The sequence below is a fragment of the Paenibacillus sp. FSL M7-1455 genome (genome assembly GCF_038004655.1).
Lineage (GTDB): Bacteria > Bacillota > Bacilli > Paenibacillales > Paenibacillaceae > Paenibacillus_AQ > Paenibacillus_AQ cookii.
The window spans coordinates 1,565,099-1,582,119 of sequence record NZ_JBBORO010000001.1 but is presented as its reverse complement, the minus strand read 5'-3'; the positions used below and the strand labels follow the sequence as shown (position 1 = coordinate 1,582,119).

The 17,021-nt window shown below is 55.3% G+C and carries 16 protein-coding genes and 1 pseudogene; 4 read left to right on the top strand and 13 right to left on the bottom strand.

What is annotated here, in order from left to right:
- Positions 1-185: 185 nt before the first annotated feature.
- Both NYE48_RS07365 and NYE48_RS07360 read right to left on the bottom strand, forming a co-directional pair.
- Positions 186-470: a DUF6171 family protein gene (locus NYE48_RS07365; RefSeq protein WP_340997784.1), complete on the bottom strand. Its 285-nt coding sequence runs from the start codon at positions 468-470 to the stop codon at positions 186-188.
- 13 nt (positions 471-483) lie between these two features.
- On the bottom strand, positions 484-1,968 hold the full coding sequence (locus NYE48_RS07360) for an alpha-N-arabinofuranosidase (RefSeq protein ID WP_036707956.1): 1,485 nt from the start codon (positions 1,966-1,968) through the stop codon (positions 484-486).
- A gap of 127 nt (positions 1,969-2,095) precedes the next feature.
- Between NYE48_RS07360 and NYE48_RS07355 the strand changes: the two genes are divergently transcribed.
- Positions 2,096-2,875 (top strand): helix-turn-helix domain-containing protein, encoded by a 780-nt coding sequence (locus NYE48_RS07355; RefSeq protein WP_036707953.1) that lies wholly within the window; start codon positions 2,096-2,098, stop codon positions 2,873-2,875.
- A 5-nt stretch (positions 2,876-2,880) separates the two neighbouring features.
- Here NYE48_RS07355 and NYE48_RS07350 read toward each other — a convergent pair whose 3' ends face one another.
- The gene (locus NYE48_RS07350) at positions 2,881-3,732 is read right to left on the bottom strand and encodes an AraC family transcriptional regulator (RefSeq protein ID WP_212950321.1); all 852 of its coding nucleotides are present in this window, start codon (positions 3,730-3,732) and stop codon (positions 2,881-2,883) included.
- A 224-nt stretch (positions 3,733-3,956) separates the two neighbouring features.
- Between NYE48_RS07350 and NYE48_RS07345 the strand changes: the two genes are divergently transcribed.
- Entirely contained in the window at positions 3,957-6,236 is a 2,280-nt protein-coding gene (locus NYE48_RS07345) for a glycoside hydrolase family 127 protein (protein WP_340997775.1), read from the top strand.
- A gap of 356 nt (positions 6,237-6,592) precedes the next feature.
- Positions 6,593-6,970 carry a hypothetical protein gene (locus NYE48_RS07340; protein ID WP_212950315.1) on the top strand — a complete coding sequence of 126 codons (378 nt, stop codon included), beginning with the start codon at positions 6,593-6,595 and terminating at the stop codon, positions 6,968-6,970.
- Positions 6,971-7,051: 81 nt separating this feature from the next.
- On the opposite strand, the gene NYE48_RS07335 is transcribed toward NYE48_RS07340, so the two are convergent.
- The 6 genes and pseudogenes from NYE48_RS07335 to NYE48_RS07310 form a co-directional block, all read right to left on the bottom strand.
- Positions 7,052-8,008: an NAD-dependent epimerase/dehydratase family protein gene (locus NYE48_RS07335; protein WP_340997771.1), complete on the bottom strand. Its 957-nt coding sequence runs from the start codon at positions 8,006-8,008 to the stop codon at positions 7,052-7,054.
- A 125-nt stretch (positions 8,009-8,133) separates the two neighbouring features.
- A complete protein-coding gene (locus NYE48_RS07330; protein ID WP_340997770.1) occupies positions 8,134-8,655 on the bottom strand; it encodes a TetR/AcrR family transcriptional regulator in 522 nt (173 codons plus the stop codon).
- 245 nt (positions 8,656-8,900) lie between these two features.
- A complete protein-coding gene (locus NYE48_RS07325; protein WP_340997767.1) occupies positions 8,901-10,097 on the bottom strand; it encodes a DUF4179 domain-containing protein in 1,197 nt (398 codons plus the stop codon).
- Positions 10,072-10,656, bottom strand: a complete 585-nt coding sequence (locus tag NYE48_RS07320; protein WP_340997765.1) for an RNA polymerase sigma factor — start codon at positions 10,654-10,656, stop codon at positions 10,072-10,074. Before NYE48_RS07320 ends, NYE48_RS07325 begins: the two co-directional genes overlap by 26 nt.
- A gap of 190 nt (positions 10,657-10,846) precedes the next feature.
- Positions 10,847-10,927: pseudogene (locus NYE48_RS07315) on the bottom strand (VOC family protein); the annotation flags it as partial.
- A gap of 86 nt (positions 10,928-11,013) precedes the next feature.
- A complete protein-coding gene (locus tag NYE48_RS07310) occupies positions 11,014-11,823 on the bottom strand; it encodes an AraC family transcriptional regulator (protein ID WP_212950308.1) in 810 nt (269 codons plus the stop codon).
- 169 nt (positions 11,824-11,992) lie between these two features.
- Here NYE48_RS07310 and NYE48_RS07305 point away from each other — a divergent pair, with 169 nt between their 5' ends.
- Positions 11,993-12,400, top strand: coding sequence for a VOC family protein (locus NYE48_RS07305; RefSeq protein ID WP_340997762.1), 408 nt, complete (start codon positions 11,993-11,995; stop codon positions 12,398-12,400).
- Positions 12,401-12,782: 382 nt separating this feature from the next.
- Here the strand turns inward: NYE48_RS07305 and NYE48_RS07300 are convergent, their stop codons facing one another.
- From NYE48_RS07300 to NYE48_RS07285, 4 genes are all read right to left on the bottom strand, one after another.
- On the bottom strand, positions 12,783-13,295 hold the full coding sequence (locus NYE48_RS07300; protein WP_340997761.1) for a DinB family protein: 513 nt from the start codon (positions 13,293-13,295) through the stop codon (positions 12,783-12,785).
- A gap of 295 nt (positions 13,296-13,590) precedes the next feature.
- Positions 13,591-14,598 (bottom strand): 4-hydroxythreonine-4-phosphate dehydrogenase PdxA, encoded by a 1,008-nt coding sequence (pdxA, locus tag NYE48_RS07295; protein ID WP_340997759.1) that lies wholly within the window; start codon positions 14,596-14,598, stop codon positions 13,591-13,593.
- Between the two features lies 1 nt (position 14,599).
- A complete protein-coding gene (locus tag NYE48_RS07290; RefSeq protein ID WP_340997757.1) occupies positions 14,600-15,904 on the bottom strand; it encodes a four-carbon acid sugar kinase family protein in 1,305 nt (434 codons plus the stop codon).
- A 15-nt stretch (positions 15,905-15,919) separates the two neighbouring features.
- Positions 15,920-16,882: a 2-keto-3-deoxygluconate permease gene (locus NYE48_RS07285; RefSeq protein ID WP_212950298.1), complete on the bottom strand. Its 963-nt coding sequence runs from the start codon at positions 16,880-16,882 to the stop codon at positions 15,920-15,922.
- Positions 16,883-17,021 lie beyond the last annotated feature (139 nt).

Here is a 17,021-nt window from a genome sequence, read left to right as displayed (position 1 = left end):
AAGCCCTTGATCATCAAGGGCTTTGGGTGCAATCGCTCATCTCGCCTGCAGGAGTTGAAATCGCTGCGGATCGCCGCAGCCTTCCGGGAATCGGGGCTACGACCGGCCGGCCGCATGCCGCAAAAAAACGGGATTCAAAGCTGAATCCCGTCCCGTTTTCCCCGCTCCATGTATCATGCAGGCCTTCACTCCGCGTCCGCCGTCCCCCACAATCCCCCGCCCGGCAAAGGGCAGCTGCGGGCCTTCAGCTTGGCCGCCACGGGAATGATGCAGCCGCAGACGGAGCAGCTGATGCCGTCCTGAAGTTTCGGGCAGGATTGGCAGATGGCGAGTCTCTGCCGATAAACCTCCTCCGGCACGCAATGCTCGGACGAAAACATCGGATGGGACAACACGCGTTGGATATACTCGTCATTCACCTGATATTCGGGGCCGCATCCTTTGCATGCCCCTCGATTGCCGGTTTGCATCGCCCGTTTGCCCCTACGCCAGCTCGATGACCGTCACGGATTTCGACGGCAGCTCCAGCTCAAGGCGCGACCCTTCGAGCTTAAAGGCATGGAACGGCTGAGGCGCGATCCGCTCCGGCTGATCGAACGTGTTATGCGCATCCAGAGCGTCCGAGGTGAGCGTCGAACCCGAAATCGCGGGCGTAGACGTCTGCAAGCCGCGAAGGTCTATGCTGACGGACGACGACGACGCATGGTTCAGGTTGCACAAGCTGATATGGATGCGCCCGTTCGCATCCCGGGAGGCCGACGCCGACACCTCCGGAATTTCCCGGCCGAAGGCGCTGTATGTACCGGACGACAGGTTCAGGTCCAGCAGCTCCGCATCCTGATGCACCTTGTACATATCGAAGACATGGTAGGTCGGCGTCAGCACCATTTTTTCGCCTTCCGTCAAAATGACGGCTTGCAGCACGTTGACGGTCTGGGCGATGTTGGCCATACGGACCCGGTCGCTATGCCTGTTGAAAATGTTCAGCGTCAGCCCGGCGACAAGCGCATCCCGCAGCGAGTTTTGCTGGTACAAAAACCCGGGATTCGTGCCGGGCTCCACGTCGAACCAGGTGCCCCATTCGTCCACGATCAACCCGACGCGTTTTTCGGGATCGTATTTGTCCATGATGGCGCTGTGTCTCGCGACCAGCTCTTCCATGTGCAGCGCCTTTTCCATCGTGACGAACCATTCCTGCTCGTTAAAGCCGGTAGCCGCCCCCTTTTGCGCCCAATTCCCGGGAACCGTGTAATAATGCAGCGTGATCGAGTCCATAAAGCGGGCCGCCTCGCGCATCAAGACGTCCATCCAATTATAGTCGCCGGCATTCGGGCCGCAGGCGATCCGGTGAATCCGGTTGTCCCCGTAGTTCCGGACGTACGTCTGGTAACGGCGGTACAAATCCGCATAATATTCCGGACGCATATTGCCGCCGCAGCCCCAATTTTCGTTGCCGACGCCGAAATAAGCGACCGACCAAGGCTCTTGGCGCCCGTTTTCGGCCCGCAGCGCCGACATCGGGGATTCCCCGCCGAAGGTCAGGTATTCCACCCATTCCGCCATTTCCTGGACGGTACCGCTTCCAACGTTTCCGTTGATGTAAGGCTCGCAGCCCAACTGGGCGCATAATTCCATAAACTCATGGGTGCCGAAATGGTTGTTTTCCACGACGCCGCCCCAATGGGTATTGATCATCCGCTTGCGGTTTTCCCGCTTCCCGATGCCGTCCTTCCAATGGTATTCGTCCGCAAAACATCCGCCCGGCCAGCGAAGCACGGGAATTCGGATCCGTTTCAACGCTTCGACCACGTCGTTTCGAATGCCGTTCGTGTTCGGAATCGGCGAATCTTCGCCTACCCAGATTCCTTCATAGATGCATCTGCCCAGATGCTCGGAAAAATGACCGTAAATATTTTTGTTGATCTGTCCTTTGGCAATGTCCGCGTTCAGTACGCCGTTTTGGGCCATCTAGTTCTCCTCCCGTTTTTTCAATAAATTGGATGTATTCAAAGTATAGGAGCTTGATTTCCCCCGGACAATGAATTAAACTGCCCATTAACTGACCTATCGTGCTTGATCGTGAGGAGGAAAGGACATGATTCGCGTCATCAATTGCGGTTACAATTACATCCATCGGGATGGGGTTAGGATCGACCGTCCTGCCGGGGCGGGCAATTACGCTTTCGTTTTTTTCCGGAGCCATGCGGAGGTCGTCGTCGGGGGCAGGCGCCTGTCCGCGGCCAAAAACTCTTATGTGCTGTTCCGGCCGTCCACCCCTCACGCGTACCGCCACGTCGAAAAGCCGTTCGTCAACGATTGGTTCCATTGCGAGGGCGCAGAAATGGAAGCGCTTTTAGAAGAGCTCGGATTCGCCTGCGACGAACCGGTGAAAGCGGCATTCCCGGCTTCCCTGACCAGGAGCATCATGGAGCTGCAGCACGTGAACCGGCTCGGCGGCCCGCTCCGGGACGGCATCGTGGACCTGGATCTGCGCAGCCTGCTCCTGAAGCTGAGCAATTGGCAGCAGCTGCCGCCCTTGCCCGAAAAAACCGAAAGGTATTACCGTCAGCTCCTGGAAATCCGCAACGAACTGTACAGCTCCCCGCAAACGGCGTATTCGGTCGGCCAGCTGGCCGCCAAAGTCAACCTCAGCAAATCCTATTTCCAGCATGTCTACAAAGAGCTGTTCGGATGCTCGGTTTCCGCCGACATGATCAACGGACGGCTGGAGCATGCCAAATATTTGCTCGATAACAGCTCCCTTTCGATCGCAACCATTGCCAAAATGTGCGGCTACGAAAACGACACCCATTTTATGCGGCAGTTCAAAAAGTTCGTCGGAGAGACGCCCAGCGGCTACAAAAAACGCTCCTGAGCTGCCTATTCGTAAAAAAGCAGGCGGTTGGCATACGCGTTGCGGTAATCGGTCGGCGTCAGCCCCGTGATTTTCTTGAAGCTTTTCATAAACTGCTGGCTGTCCGGATATCCGAGCTGGGCCGCAATTTCGCTAATGTTTCTATTGGTGTCGGTCAACAGCGATTTGGCCGCCTCCATTTTTTCCTGCAGCATATATTGCTTCAGCGAAATCCCGGCGATGCCGGAGAACAGCGTGGACAAGTATTTCGCATTGTATCCGAAGTCCTCCGCAAGCCGGGCGACTTTCAGGTTTCCGTGCCGATGCCATTTGATGTAATCGACGATGTCATTGTAAAGCTGCCGCTGCTTCAGCCGATGCCCGGCCTGGTTCCGGACGTAAAACAGCTGGTTGAACAACTCGCAGAGGATCGTCGTAGCCATGTAGCTGCCAAGCGTTTGTTCCCTGTAAGTCCGCATCGAGTCCTGCAGCTGCTTCATCAGCACGATCAGCTTGTCGGGACTGCGCAGCGCGCCCGCAGCCGGCACGACGATCATGCCTTGCTCGTAACCGTACTCCTCAACGTCCTTCAATCGCTCATGGCCGCCCGCCGCCGTAAAGTGAAGCCAATAAAAGCTGCAGTCGGACTTTTGGTACCCGTATTGGCGCGTCCCCGGAGGCATCAGCAGGAAATCCCCTTCCTTCAGCTCGTAACGTTCCCGGCCGGCGGCGATGTACAGGCTTCCCCGGGTTTGGACAAACAGCTCGAAATCCATCAACGTCCGGTCCATATGCATCCATTCCGAAGACGGCGCGACGAATTTGCCCGCCATGTTCAGCGTCAGCGGCACATCCACCTTAAACCGATAATAGTCCATATCCATCCCGCACCTTTCAAACTTTTTAACACTTCATTAAAAACAGGATAGCAGATTCACCCCTTATAAACTATGGATTGCCGCGAAAAAATCTCCTCGCCCGTCTAACGTCGCATCCAAGAACGAACCTTTTGACACCAATTCGAACCTTCCGCCATTTACGGCGAATTCGCGCTTGGACTAAGCTTGTCGTAGTCTAATATGAAAGGATGGCTGCGCAAAACATGGCAAATACGAACACGCTGCCCCTAAACGAGGCGTTGCTGGATTTTTCCCTCGACCAAGTGGTCTTGACAAACGACGATTACGTAAACGCGTTTGAAAAAGAAATCGGTTATTTGAAAAGATTCGAAGCGGACCGCCTGCTTGCAGGCTTCCGCGAAACCGCCGGGCTTGCGCCGAAAGCGGCCAAATATCCCGGTTGGGAGGACACGGAGATCCGCGGCCATACGATGGGCCACTATTTGACCGCATGCGCCCAAGCCTATGCTTGCAACAAAGACCGGGAGCTTCGCGACCGGCTTGAATATATCGTGTCGGAGATGGCGGAATGCCAACGTCGGGACGGGTATGTCTCGGCTTTTCCCGACGTGTTGTTCGACAACGTGGAGAACAGGAAACCCGCCTGGGTTCCTTGGTATACGATGCACAAAATCATCGCCGGGCTGATTGCGGTGTATGAAGCCTCCCGCCTGCAAAAGGCTTATGACGTTGTGAACAAACTGGGCGACTGGGTTGCGGACCGGACTTCAAAATGGACGCCCGACTTGCAGGCCACCGTGCTCCAGGTCGAATACGGCGGCATGAACGACTGCCTGTATGACCTATACCGCTTGACCGGAAACCCGAGGCATCTGGAGGCGGCCCACAGCTTTGACGAAATCGGGCTGTTCGAGGCCATCCGCGAGGGCAAAAACGTTCTGCAGGGCAAACATGCCAATACGACGATCCCGAAATTCATCGGGGCGCTGAAACGGTATCTGACGCTGGGCGAAAGCGAAGCCGCTTATCTCGAAGCCGCCGTCAAATTCTGGGACGTCGTGGTGCATCACCACAGCTACGTGACGGGCGGCAACAGCGAATCCGAGCATTTCGGGCAGCCGGACGTGCTGAACGCTAAACGCTCCGACATTACGTGCGAAACATGCAACAGCTACAATATGCTCAAATTGACCCGCGAACTGTTCAAGCTGACCGGGGACGTCAAATATGCCGATTTTTACGAAAGAAACCATCTTAACTCCATCCTTTCGTCCCAACACCCCGAGACGGGCATGACGATGTATTTCCAGCCGATGGCGACCGGCTATTTCAAGGTGTACGGCTCCCCGTTCGAGCATTTTTGGTGCTGCACGGGGACCGGCATGGAAAATTTCACGAAATTGAACGACAGCATCTACTTCCGCCGCGGCAATCACCTGTTCGTCAATCAATATGTCAGCTCCGAGCTGGATTGGGCGGAGCAGGGAATCCGGATCATCCAAACGTCCGGGCTGCCGAAGACCGACCGGACAGAGCTGCGGGTAAACACCGGAGGCAAGCACATCCATGCGGCGATGGCTTTCCGCGTGCCTTATTGGGCCGCCGGCGGCTTGGACATTTCCGTTAACGGGGAAACCGCGGCGGCCGAGGTCAAAGGACGTTATGCGATCATTGCCCGGGAGTGGAACGACCACGATACGATCCGGGTGCGGATTCCGATGCAGGTCGCTTATGCCGGCCTGCCCGACGCGCCGCATGTGGTCGCCTTCCAATATGGCCCCGTCGTGCTCAGCGCCGCTCTCGGCACCGAGGACATGACCGAGTCCCGGACCGGCGTCATCGTCAGCATCCCGACCAAACGGATGCCGGTCAAGGATTATTTGATTCCGCAGGGCATGAGCGCCAAGGAGTGGCTTGAACGGCTGGACGAACATTTGATCCGCCAAGGGGAGGAGCTCGTTTTTGCGCTCCAAAACACGGACGAAGACGGACGCTTGCTTTTCACCCCCCATTACAAACAGCACCGGGAGCGGTACGGGATCTACTGGAGCATCCTCGAAGCGGATTCGGAGGAATTGCGGGACCATCTGGAACGCAGCCGGCAGGAGCAGCTGATCAAAGAGGCCACCGTCGACGGCGTGCAGGTTGGAAACGACCAGTACGAGCTTCAGCACGGCATCCGGGGTGAACGGACTCATGCCGGAACCTGGGAAGGGTTAAACGGAAGAAGGGCCGAGGCCGGCGGCTGGTTCAGCTATGACATGGGCGTGCTGCGGGGCCAACGAAACGCGCTGCATGTGACGTTCTGCAAGCTTCACCACGGCGGAAGCATGGAAATCTGGGCGGATGGTCGGCTGCTGTTTACCGAGCCGTTTGAGGGGCGGCCGCACCGGGCTTTTTATGAAAAAAACTTCGATCTGCCGGCCGAGCTGACGTCGGACCGGGACACCGTGAACATCAAGTTTGTCCCTCAAGGCGCGATGAACGGCATTTACGGCGTGCTCCGGACGCTAAAGGCTTGATTTTCACGGGGCTGCAAGTTTAATTCCATCGAATCAGGGATTGGTAAACACATAGAAGCGGCTTGCTCCTAAGGAGTGAGCCGCTTTTTCGCGGTTGCTATTCGTCTCATTGCCCAATGCCATCGCCGTTGTTAGGATCGGTATCCTTGCCTTTGGTTAGGAAATCGACGTTATTGGTATCTGCCCGCAAGCCGGTTCCTTTGTTATCATGTATATAGTTGGTGATATTTTCCTCTCAAAGTGCTTCCTTTTAAACCATTCGTAGATAAATTATAAAGCCTCCTTCGTTGGAGGCGATATCAGCCTAGAGGGAAGCCGCAAACGTCGAAAACAATTAACATTCGGGAGGTCGGAAGATGAACGTCATTCTGTGGACATTCGGTTCGATCGCCGCGGTCGCAATCATTTTCGCGGCGGCGGCGGGAACTTACGCGGTGCTGAAGGGAAAAGCCAACGAATTGAACACCCGGCGGGACGAGAACGGCAACCTGATCCTGCTCGATACGCCCAGCATGCGCATCGGTGCCGCCTCCGCGTACGACCAGACGATCGAGATGGAGAAGCGGGGGCACGCGAACTCCGACGGCATGAGCTGGAACGACCGCTGGCTGGGTACGATCCGATCGATCCGAAAAAATACCGAGAACCCCGAGTGGTACGTCCAATATATCATCGAGCAGCGGCGAAAGGCCGGGCTTCCCGAACTCGAGGGGGTCGATGAAGCCTGGCCGTAAGGCAGGTTTGCGGCTATCGGCGCTTCACTTGCCGTAATTCTTAGTGATTAATCAATAACTAGCGAAAAGTCCAAATTCTTTTTACTTAACCTTCATCCAAGCGCGGATCGTTTCGGAAATCCCCTGCTCAAAACCGGTTGCCGGGATCGGGCCGATTCGTTTTCTGTATTTTTCGCCGCTCAGCGTCAAAGGCTCCTCCGTCAAATACAGCATTTCAACGATTTCCTTCATCACCGGTTGAAACAGCCCCAGAAGGGACAGACCCGCCCGGCCAAGCGGAATGACCGGTTTCGCGGCGCCGCTTGCTTTTTGCGCAATACGGACGATTTCCTTGCCCGATATGATCCCTGCGCCCGGGATGTTCCAATTTTCCCCGTAAGCATCGTCCCTGCCTGCCAGTTCAACGATCATCTTGGCCGCGTCAGGCAAATACACATATTCCCGCGGAACCCGCATGTTGCCGATAAAAAAGGCGGTTTTGCCCGCCGCGATCGCGGCAAGCGTCGACCCCAGATAGGAGGCGTCATTGGCCGTGGGACCGTAATAATCCGGCAGCCGGACGATCATTTTTTGCACGCTGTCCCAGCGCTCCTCAAATAACATCCGCTCAAAAGCAAGCCTTGTTTTCCCCTTTCTGGTATGCGGCTGCTTCGGATGCTCTTCGGTCACTTCCTTCATCTGCCTTCTTCCGTAAGGATAAATGCCGTCAACGGCGACCACTTTCAGGTTCAGCCCCTTGGCCGCTTCCATCACCGATTCTCCCAGCGGAACCAGCTTCTGGGCCATCTCGTTGTAGGGGACGTTCGCGCAATGGAACAACACCTCCGCTCCGCCGGCCACCGCCGCAACGTCTCCAGGCCGGAAAGCATCGCCGGTGGACAGCCGCAAATGCCCCGGGTTTCCAAGCTGCCGGGCCAGCTGCTCCAGTTTCGCCCGGGATCTCCCGAATGCAACGGTTTCCACCCCCCTCTGGACCAATTCTGCCGTAATGGCCGCGCCCGTGCCGCCGGTAGCTCCTAATACGATTGCTTTCTTCATGATAAGTCATCCCCATTTCCATTTTGGTTAGTGATTGATCAATTACTATTTGAGAACATCATATTATTCAATTAGTGATTAGTCAATAACTAATTTTCAACGGGGCGCCTGATCCGCGCCGACGGCTATTTTCCCATCAGTTCCGGCATATCCAGCGCCATGGAAATGTTGCACAACATCCCTCTTGCCAAAAACAAAAGCGTCCGCTCTTCCGGATGCGGGATCGAAGCATGCCGGAAAGCGTCCAAAACGATGTTCCGAACGTTCCGGAAGCCTTTCCGCATTTCCTCGCGGATGACATCCGACGGAATGGTCTGGGCCTGCATTTGAAGAAGCATTTCATTGGAGCGGTCCGCCAAAATGCGTTCGTAAGCTTCAATGAGCTCGGACTCCAGCTGCTCGGGCTGAGCGGTCTCCACGACCCGCCGGAACGATGCGATGATCCGCTCCCAGGACGCTTCCAGGGCCGCCGCCAGCAAAGCCTCCTTGGTCGGGAAAAACTTGAAAATATACGGCTGCGAAATGTTGGCTCTTTCCGCTACCTGCGCCGTCGTGGCGCGATAATATCCGATCTCCGCAAACGTTTCGATCGCCGCCGAAACGATCTCGTCCTTCCGGTTGACCGAAGGAGCTTCTTTCTTAGACATCCTGTTTCCGCCTTTCCGCGTGTCAAAAAATGAGTGATGAATCAATTAACATTCATTATACTGAAACCCTCCGGGCATCGCAATGCAGATCCTTCCTTTTGAAACTGGCGGATCCGGCTCCGCTATAATTGACAACAAATGCACCGGAGCATAAAAATAACGGCCCGACGCCTGAAGAAAGACGTTTTGGGCCGTTATTCCGCGCACCAGCCGCAAAGGCTTTTCGGGTACGGATTTCCGGGCGTTTATTGCACCGGGATCGTCATTTCGAGATCCTTGTGGTACGTTTTGACCGGCTTGCCGTTTGCATCTTCCATGACGGACCAGTCCTTATTGACCGTCATCGTATACGGCTTGATCGTAATAGAGGTCGGTTTCTTCGCAAACGGGCTGTAGGTTTCGTCCTCGTGGTATTCGGTCTTCGGATTTTGATGGAAGTATCCGATCATTTTTTGATCCAGCGGCTTTCCGTCCTGATCCACGATATCGTAGTACATTTTGGTGGCGCTGAATTCGCCCGATTGCTCCGGCGTGGACGGCACGTTGCCTTGGCTGTCCAAAACGAGGCGGGTCGTCACCGGCGTGATCTCGATCGTTTTTACGGTGTAGCTGAACTTGCCGCTGCTCTGGGTTTGGTTCGGATGAAGCACCACGTTTCCTTTGGCCAGGTTTTTGACCGGCACTTGGAACACGAACGGCTCTTTAAAACCGCTGACATTCATTTTGACCGTCATGTTGAACTCGTTTGGAAGTTGTTTATCCGACAATCCGCTCGTGATTTCATACATGGCCATATTGCGGATGAATTTGCCGTCTTCGGTTTTGCCGACCGCGTCCGTGAAGGAACCGAAAAATCCCGATTTCCCTTGGATTGTCACCTCCGGCATGAACAGGTACCCTTTTTTCTGCTGTTCCACGGGCACTTTCTTCTGCGTCTCCCCGGATACGTTGGTTGCGCCTTCCGGAAGGTATGGAGACAGGACGGTATCGTCATCCATGCCCTGGCGTTCGATCATAAACGCGAGCCGCGTTCCGTCATACATGACTTCCTTGATGTTCAGCGTCAGCCCGTCCCGGGTCACGCTCAGGTTCGGCTCCGTCGTCAGCCCCGAAATGCTGGCTTGCTTCAGGGTAGGGTCAAAATTGTATTGGAACACGCTGCCGATCAAAGGTACGTTTTTCAGCGCGTCCGCCATGGCCGGGGATACGAACCCGATGCCCAACACGACGCCTCCGAGAACGGCCGCCGCCGATACGCTGATCGCCGTTTTTTTGACCCAGCCTCCTTTGCGATGGATTGACTTTCTGCTTCGTCTGTCCATGTTTTCCACCCTCTCCATAATTTGATTGACATAGCTAACCTCGGGCATTTTCGTTTGTTTGACCGCCCGCCGGATCTGCATCGTTTGCTCTTCCTCAGTTTGATCTAACCATGCGCTCATGGGTTAGCCCTCCTTCTTTGCTTTTTTGCTGAATGAGTTTTTTCCTTACGCGTTCGTATTTCTTCCGCAGGGTTGCAGGTTTGCAGTCCATGATCTCTCCGATTTCCTCGAAGCTGTACTGTTCCACGACCTTCAGCAGCACCAAATTCCGCTCCTCCGGCTTCAGGTTCATCAACAGCTCCTCCACCGCGCGTTCGCTGCCCGCATGACGGTAATCGTCAAGCTGCTGCAGCTCCTTTTGGCCGTCGATCAGCTTTTTGCGGCGGCTTTTCTTGCGAAGCTGATCCAGGCAATGATGATACGCCACTTTGTACAGCCAGGAGGAAAAGGACACCTGCGGGTTATATTTGTCGATCGATTGATACACTTTAATAAAAATGTCCTGCAGCGCATCCTCCGCTTCCTCGCGGTTTTTCAGGATGTAATAGCAATACGTGTAGATTTGATGCTCGAAGGCGCGTATGATAACGGCGTAAGCCTGCCTGTCTCCGTTTTTGACTTTTTCCACGACGGCTTCGATTTCGTCCGGCTCTCCGGCCCCGGGGCTGAACCGTTCCATGGAATCACCTCCTCTTGTCCGTCTTCACCTGTATAACGTCTGCCAAACGGCCGAATGTGACATAAGCCCGGATAAAAACAAAAAATCCCTTCGGCAAACCAGGTTTGCCTGAAGGGATTTTCTTTCGCTCTCACGGGTGGCGCGAAGCTTGTTCAAGGCCGCTGCGTAAAAGCCCCTTACGCCTCAAGCGGCCAAGCCCGTCCCGGTAAAATGCAAGCGACCTTTCCAAGTCTTCAACGCCAAGCGTAAGTACAGAAATGCGCGGTTTCATCGAAATTGATCCTCCTTTGTATGGTTTCAAGCCTGTTTATAGGATCGCAAAATCTTCTCGGTTTTGGATTGTAAAAAACGGACATATTACCTGAACACTTGATGGGGCGTCAGTCCGTAAAACCGTTTGAACATATGGATGAGATGGGGCTGATCGTAGTAACCGTGTTGAACGGCCGTATCCGAAAAGCGGAACGAAGGCCCCTTATGCAGCTCCTGCAATAAGCACTGGAATCGAATGATGCTTGCCAGCTCCTTGGGAGCCATGCCGAATTCCTTCTGGAACATCCTTCTCACGGTCCGTTCGCTGTAGCATAACTCCTCGGCCAGAGCACGCACGGAAACCATTCCCCGGCCGGCATACAGATGCTGCATCGCGGTTCGGATCGGCTGAGGGTCAGGGCATGCCGAACGATGGAGCTTCGCCGAGAGCATCGATTCCGCCAACCCGATCATCGCCTGCACGCTGCCCGCCGCTTCTTGAACCCGTTCTGCGACCAAGCTCGCTTCCGTTCCCCAGACGTCTTCCAGAAATACGTCACCCCCGGAAAGCTCCGAAACGGAATAGCCGATAAACCGGCTGGCCTGATCCGCAAAAAAGCGAATGCCGAAAAAATAACATCGATCGGTTAAATCCATCGTCTCGAAGGATGACATTAAACCCGCTAGCATGGCGCTTTGGGCAAACGACGTGGCGTGGAGGTCGAAAATGATGTCCGCGCACCCATCCGGTATGATGCGGTGCAGTTTGCGGTCGCAAGAAGCGTCGAATTCGACGGTCCAATAACAAGCCACGTAAGGCTCCAGCGCCTTGCCCGGCGGAAATTCCCGATACCGGTAAGACGAATCCTGCACGGGCTCCAGCATCGGCGGCTGCAACGGCAGATAGGTTCTCATGTTCGGTCCCTCCCATCCGATTTAAGCCCATTCTACTATACTTCCGCCGTCCCGCCAAAATAAATCCCGGGGGTGCAAGGCAGCAATCCATAAGAAACGCGGCAAGCCGGCGGGGGTTATAATAAAACCCGTACGGAACACCAAAATGACCCGAAAGGATGTATGCATATTGGGAACGCTTAGACCATTTATTTTATCGGAAGATGCCAGAAGCCAGGCCCGGTTCTACGCGGAATCGCTCGGCGGGGAGATCAAGTCCTTGTTAACGCATGGACAAGCCGCGGGCGCCGAAGGCGATCATCGGGACAAAGTGATGCATCTGTGCGTGACGGTCGCGGGGGAAAATGCGATTTTTATGGCGGACGCGCTCGAACCTTTCACGCAAGGCGCAGGCATGATGCTGGATGTATCGTACCCGACGCGCTCCGAAGCCGCGGAAGCATTCGCCAGACTATCGTCCGGCGGCACAGTGAAGCATCCTTTCGCCCGCCAGCCTTACGGCCTGCATTACGGGGAACTCGTCGATCCATACGGCGTGACCTGGATGATCACTTCGGACGATCCTTCGGAAGGATAGCCGTTTAAGCGGCCGCTTCCGCAACTTGGACACATGGCTGCAACCCAATCTTAAAAGACCTCCTTTCCCCCGTTTTGGGGGATGAAAGGAGGTCTCGATCCTTTATAAAGCGAAGGATGGCACGATCGAAAAAATCCCTCAGCGTATGGCGCGGCAAAAGGACCCCCAGGGAGCGCCATGTCCGAAGATACGGATGTGGCCATGAGATTATCCACTCCCGGCTTGACGCCCGAAAATTGAAATGACCGAGCGGGGAATCTTGCATAAAACGAAGCATGCAACGCGGGCTCCGTTTCTTTCGGCGTTTCCGGGCGAACGTTCGCTTGCCCCGGATAGGAGATTGCAAACGGGGTTTTGGACCGAGTCCGCCTTCTTGTTTCGGTTACCGCGAGCGTACCCCCGCTTTTTGCTCCAATTCTTCCTTTTGACGCAGGTGATGGCGCAAATGCATTTCATTCAGTTCAAACCATTCCCGCGCGTTCAACCAGCCAAAGCCGTCGTGTTTTACTTTGCGGCAGGGATGGACCGGGTCGATCCGCTCTTCCCAATCCTTCATTTTTTGCAGCACTTGATCCAGCCCGCGCAATAATGCTTCTTTGCTTTCCGTATTGCTGGGATTGTTTTCCGGGCCGTCCGGCAATTTGATTTTCACGGGCGGGAATCCGCCAAGCTCGAGCAGCCGCTCGCCCGCTTCCGTTTTTCCAAGCGTTTGTTCTTCGCCGTCGGCCGCGCAAATCTCCACTTTTTCAAAATAATCCAAGGAGGCCAGGATCAAGTGGTCGAGCATTTGCCCAAGAGACCAAACCCCCGGCGCGGATTGATGCCTCAGTTCAGCCATCGAATAGCGCTGCAAACCGCTTTTGTACGTTTCAATCAGCATGGCACCGTTCATCATGAACACTCCTTTTCCAATCTGCTCCCTGCCGGCTATCTGCCAAACCATGTTATGCCTGATCCATTTGATCTTATCACACCGCCTATCCCATGATTTCTTGAATTTTGCGAAAGCGCCATGCCCGGAAACTCGCGTTTTGCCAAGGGGCCGAGGCCAGCCTTCTCACCGGGGCGCACAATAGAAAAAGCGCCGAAAACATGCTTTCGGCGCTTTTTCTGCTGCATCTGGTCATTTTAGCACCGGTCGCCGCCTCCAGGGACGGGAAACCTGTGCCATATATGTTTGTCCGTTCGCTTTATTTTTTCTTAGGAGCCAGCTCCACGGCCTGACGGATCGCTTCCATCATGCTTTTCTCTTCGACGATGCCTTTGCCGGCGATATCGAACGCGGTGCCGTGATCGACGCTGGTACGGATGATCGGAAGGCCCACGGTAATGTTGACGCCCGCATCGAGGCCAAGCACCTTCACCGGCCCGTGCCCCTGATCATGATACATCGCCACGACGATGTCGAAATCGCCGCGCACGGTGCGGAAAAACAACGTATCGGCAGGCAGCGGCCCGACGGCGTTGATGCCTTCCTCCTGCGCCTTTTTCACGCCGGGAACGACCTTCTCCTCTTCTTCGCCGTATCCGAACAGGCCGTTTTCGCCCGCATGCGGATTGATGCCGCAGACGGCGATGCGCGGATTTTCGATGCCCGATTTGGTCAACGTTTCATGCGCCAGCTGAATGACGCGGTACACCCGCTCCGGATTGATCATTTTCACGGCGTCGATCAGGCCGACATGCGTGGTGACGTGGATGACTTTCAGGTTAGGCGCGGACAGCATCATCGAAAATTCGCTCGTATCCGTCAGGTCGGCCAAAATTTCGGTATGCCCCGGATACTGGTGGCCGCCCTTATGCAGCGCTTCTTTATTCAGCGGAGCGGTGCAGATCGCGTCGATTTGCTGTTTTTTGGCCAGATCGATCGCCTTGGCCAAATATTCGAACGCCGCATGTCCGGCTTCGGCGGATACTTGTCCAAGCGGCAGGTCGGCGCTGAGCAGGTCGAGATCCAGGCAGTAGACGGTCCCGAATTCGTACGCGAGCCGACCAAGCTGGTCCTCCGTTACGGTCTGAACCTCCAGGTCGCTGTTCACGTAGGATTTTGCGCGGTCCAAAATTTTGCTGTCGCCGATGACCAGCGGGTCGCAAAGATCGTAAATTTCGCGGTTTTTCAGGCTTTTCAAAATAATTTCCGGTCCGACCCCGGCTCCGTCGCCCATCGTAATGCCAATCACAGGTTTCTTTTGATTCATGTTACTCATCCTCTCCACTCATATATTTCAGCACGTTCGCCAAAGAATGCCGGCCGCCGAATCCCCCGGCTTTCGTCACGGTCCAATACTTTTTGCCCGTACCTGCCGCATCCCTCAATATTCCCAGCGGAAGTCCGGTTTCGACCTCGGTATGCAGCTGCATCCGGTTCATGTTCAACCGGCTGCAAACCGCCTTGGCCGTGTCGCCTCCCGTCAGGACCAGCCCCCCGATGTCAGGGAACGAGGTTACGATTTCGGAAGCGATGTTTGCGAGCTCCCGCGAAATCGCCTCGCTGATTTCCGTTTTGTTTAAGGAGAGTTCTTCTCCCAGCCGTTTCGTCGCCTCTCTATTTTTCTCCGACGAATCGACGAATAATACAAAATGCTTTTTGTCCCGGGCGCCGCCGAGCGCCTCCAGCACCTCGCGCACCGCGCAGGTTTGCCGGACGAGTTCGACCGGATCGACCTCCACGAAGGAGGCATCCGCCATCGAGCGCACCTGCTCAAGCTGCTCTTTGGTCACGCGGGACAAGCTTGCCGATACCGTCAGCGTCCGCCGCACTTGGGGCCGCTCTTGCGACGTTACGGCATTCTTTTGCAGCTCCAGCGCCTCGGGCAAATATTCGATCAGTCCGGCCGATCCGGCCCAGACGATCGTTTTTTTCGTTTGGCCGAAAACGTCCGCAATAACCTTCAAATCCTGATCGGTGACCGCGTCGCAAACAAACCAGGTCGTGCCTTGCGCCGCATGCCGTAAAATAAATTCCAGGAAAACATCCTCCGGTCCGTTCAGAAGTTCTTCTCCGACAAGACGGATGCGTTCCGCGTCCGCGTACTTCCCGAGCAAATTCGGAATGTAGCTGTCCGTTACCGGCGTCTTCGGGTCCCTGCCAAACTCGGTTTCAGAAACCGGCCGGCCGTTCACGAATTGACGGCCCCCGATCGTCTGCCGGTTCATTTTCGGATAGGCCGGAGCCACGACGACGATTTCCGGCTGGTGGACCGAAACGACGGCCGCCAGCTCGGCGGCCACGTTCCCCCGGAGGGTGGAGTCCATTTTTTTATAAGCATGCCCGTATCCCCGGGCCCGGAAAATTGCGCTTGCTTTACGAATCCGGTCATAGGCTTCTTGTTCGTCGGCAGCGCGGCTGTCCGTGTCGAGTATCGCCACGTCGCCGCCGTCTCCCGTCCACGATCCTTCTTTCCAATCCAGGTAGACGGTAGAGGCGATCCCGATTTTCGACAGCTGCACGCCGGCATCGTTAGCCCCCGTCAAATCATCTGCAATGATGTAAAAATGCTGCATATCCAAACGACTCCCTTAAGCTTGTGCTTTCCGGCGCTGCGCCCGTTTGGCGAACCAGGTCGTCAGGAGCGGCGTCAAAATGGCGGTGACGATGACGGCTGCCGTTACCTGCAGCGTTGCCGTTGCCGCAATGCCGCTGTATCCGGTATACACGGCCGCTACCGCCATCGGCACGGCTGCCGCGTTGCCCGCCGTCGATGATGCGGCGATCCCGGCAACGCCGTCTCCGCCCGTCAAACGGTCGATCAAAAACAGCATGCCGCCGGTAATGACGACGACGCCAAGGCCCAAAATGATGCCGGAAGCGCCGGCTTTCACCACGTTGGCAAGGTTGATGCTCGCGCCGATCGCCAGCGAGAACAGCGGGATCATGACATCCTGGCCTTTGCTCAAAAATTCGCGCATTTTTTCGTCCAGATTACCCAGAATCATGCCGATCAAAAGCGGCAAAATCGCAAAGACGAACGCCATGATCGGGAAGCTTGCCAGACCTGCAACGCCGAGAATCAGCATCGTGAAAAACGGGCCGGACTCCAGCGACATGATGGAATAAGCGGCGACGTCTTCGGCTTTTTTCCCGAGCTGGCCCATCAGCGCCATGTACAATCCGCCGTTCGTATCGGAGAACGCGGCGACGATGGCCAAAGCGGACAGTCCGAGGAACAGGTTGTTCTGATCCGGGAAGATCGCTTTAATCAGCAGCGCGATAATGAAGGTGGTGCCGATTTTGCCGATCCACAAGCTGACCCCTTTCTTCAAAATGTAACCGGTTGCCTGGAAGCGAATCGTCGAACCCAAACAGATATAAAAAGCTGCCAGCAGTGCGGAAGTCCCGGTTAGGAGCCCGCCCGTGAACGAGCTTTTAAATTCAGGCAAGTCGAAGATTCCGGGAAAAAACGTACGGATAATGGCCCCGATCAAGAGCGGAATCAGCATCATCCCGCCGGGAATCTTGTCAATGGCTGCCTTGATTTTCATGACTGTCTCATCTCCTGTGTTTTATTTTGCAACAATAATGTGAAATGATTGCGTTTTCGTTTATTATATTAATCGCTTACAAAATAAAATGCAACAGTTTTCGACATGTTATTTTTCGTCATGCCAAAAACGTTGCATT

Bases quoted from the DNA above. Each gene is read 5' to 3' on its own strand.
- NYE48_RS07290 (WP_340997757.1), bottom strand. From the start codon at position 15,904: ATGCAGCATTTTTACATCATTGCAGATGATTTGACGGGGGCTAACGAT.
- NYE48_RS07360 (WP_036707956.1), bottom strand. From the start codon at position 1,968: ATGGCCCAAAACGGCGTACTGAACGCGGACATTGCCAAAGGACAGATC.
- NYE48_RS07330 (WP_340997770.1), bottom strand. From the start codon at position 8,655: ATGTCTAAGAAAGAAGCTCCTTCGGTCAACCGGAAGGACGAGATCGTT.
- NYE48_RS07340 (WP_212950315.1), top strand. From the start codon at position 6,593: ATGAACGTCATTCTGTGGACATTCGGTTCGATCGCCGCGGTCGCAATC.
- NYE48_RS07325 (WP_340997767.1), bottom strand. From the start codon at position 10,097: ATGAGCGCATGGTTAGATCAAACTGAGGAAGAGCAAACGATGCAGATC.
- NYE48_RS07285 (WP_212950298.1), bottom strand. From the start codon at position 16,882: ATGAAAATCAAGGCAGCCATTGACAAGATTCCCGGCGGGATGATGCTG.
- NYE48_RS07355 (WP_036707953.1), top strand. From the start codon at position 2,096: ATGATTCGCGTCATCAATTGCGGTTACAATTACATCCATCGGGATGGG.
- NYE48_RS07320 (WP_340997765.1), bottom strand. From the start codon at position 10,656: ATGGAACGGTTCAGCCCCGGGGCCGGAGAGCCGGACGAAATCGAAGCC.
- NYE48_RS07350 (WP_212950321.1), bottom strand. From the start codon at position 3,732: ATGGACTATTATCGGTTTAAGGTGGATGTGCCGCTGACGCTGAACATG.
- NYE48_RS07300 (WP_340997761.1), bottom strand. From the start codon at position 13,295: ATGATGAACGGTGCCATGCTGATTGAAACGTACAAAAGCGGTTTGCAG.
- NYE48_RS07365 (WP_340997784.1), bottom strand. From the start codon at position 470: ATGCAAACCGGCAATCGAGGGGCATGCAAAGGATGCGGCCCCGAATAT.
- NYE48_RS07310 (WP_212950308.1), bottom strand. From the start codon at position 11,823: ATGAGAACCTATCTGCCGTTGCAGCCGCCGATGCTGGAGCCCGTGCAG.
- pdxA (WP_340997759.1), bottom strand. From the start codon at position 14,598: ATGAATCAAAAGAAACCTGTGATTGGCATTACGATGGGCGACGGAGCC.
- NYE48_RS07335 (WP_340997771.1), bottom strand. From the start codon at position 8,008: ATGAAGAAAGCAATCGTATTAGGAGCTACCGGCGGCACGGGCGCGGCC.
- NYE48_RS07345 (WP_340997775.1), top strand. From the start codon at position 3,957: ATGGCAAATACGAACACGCTGCCCCTAAACGAGGCGTTGCTGGATTTT.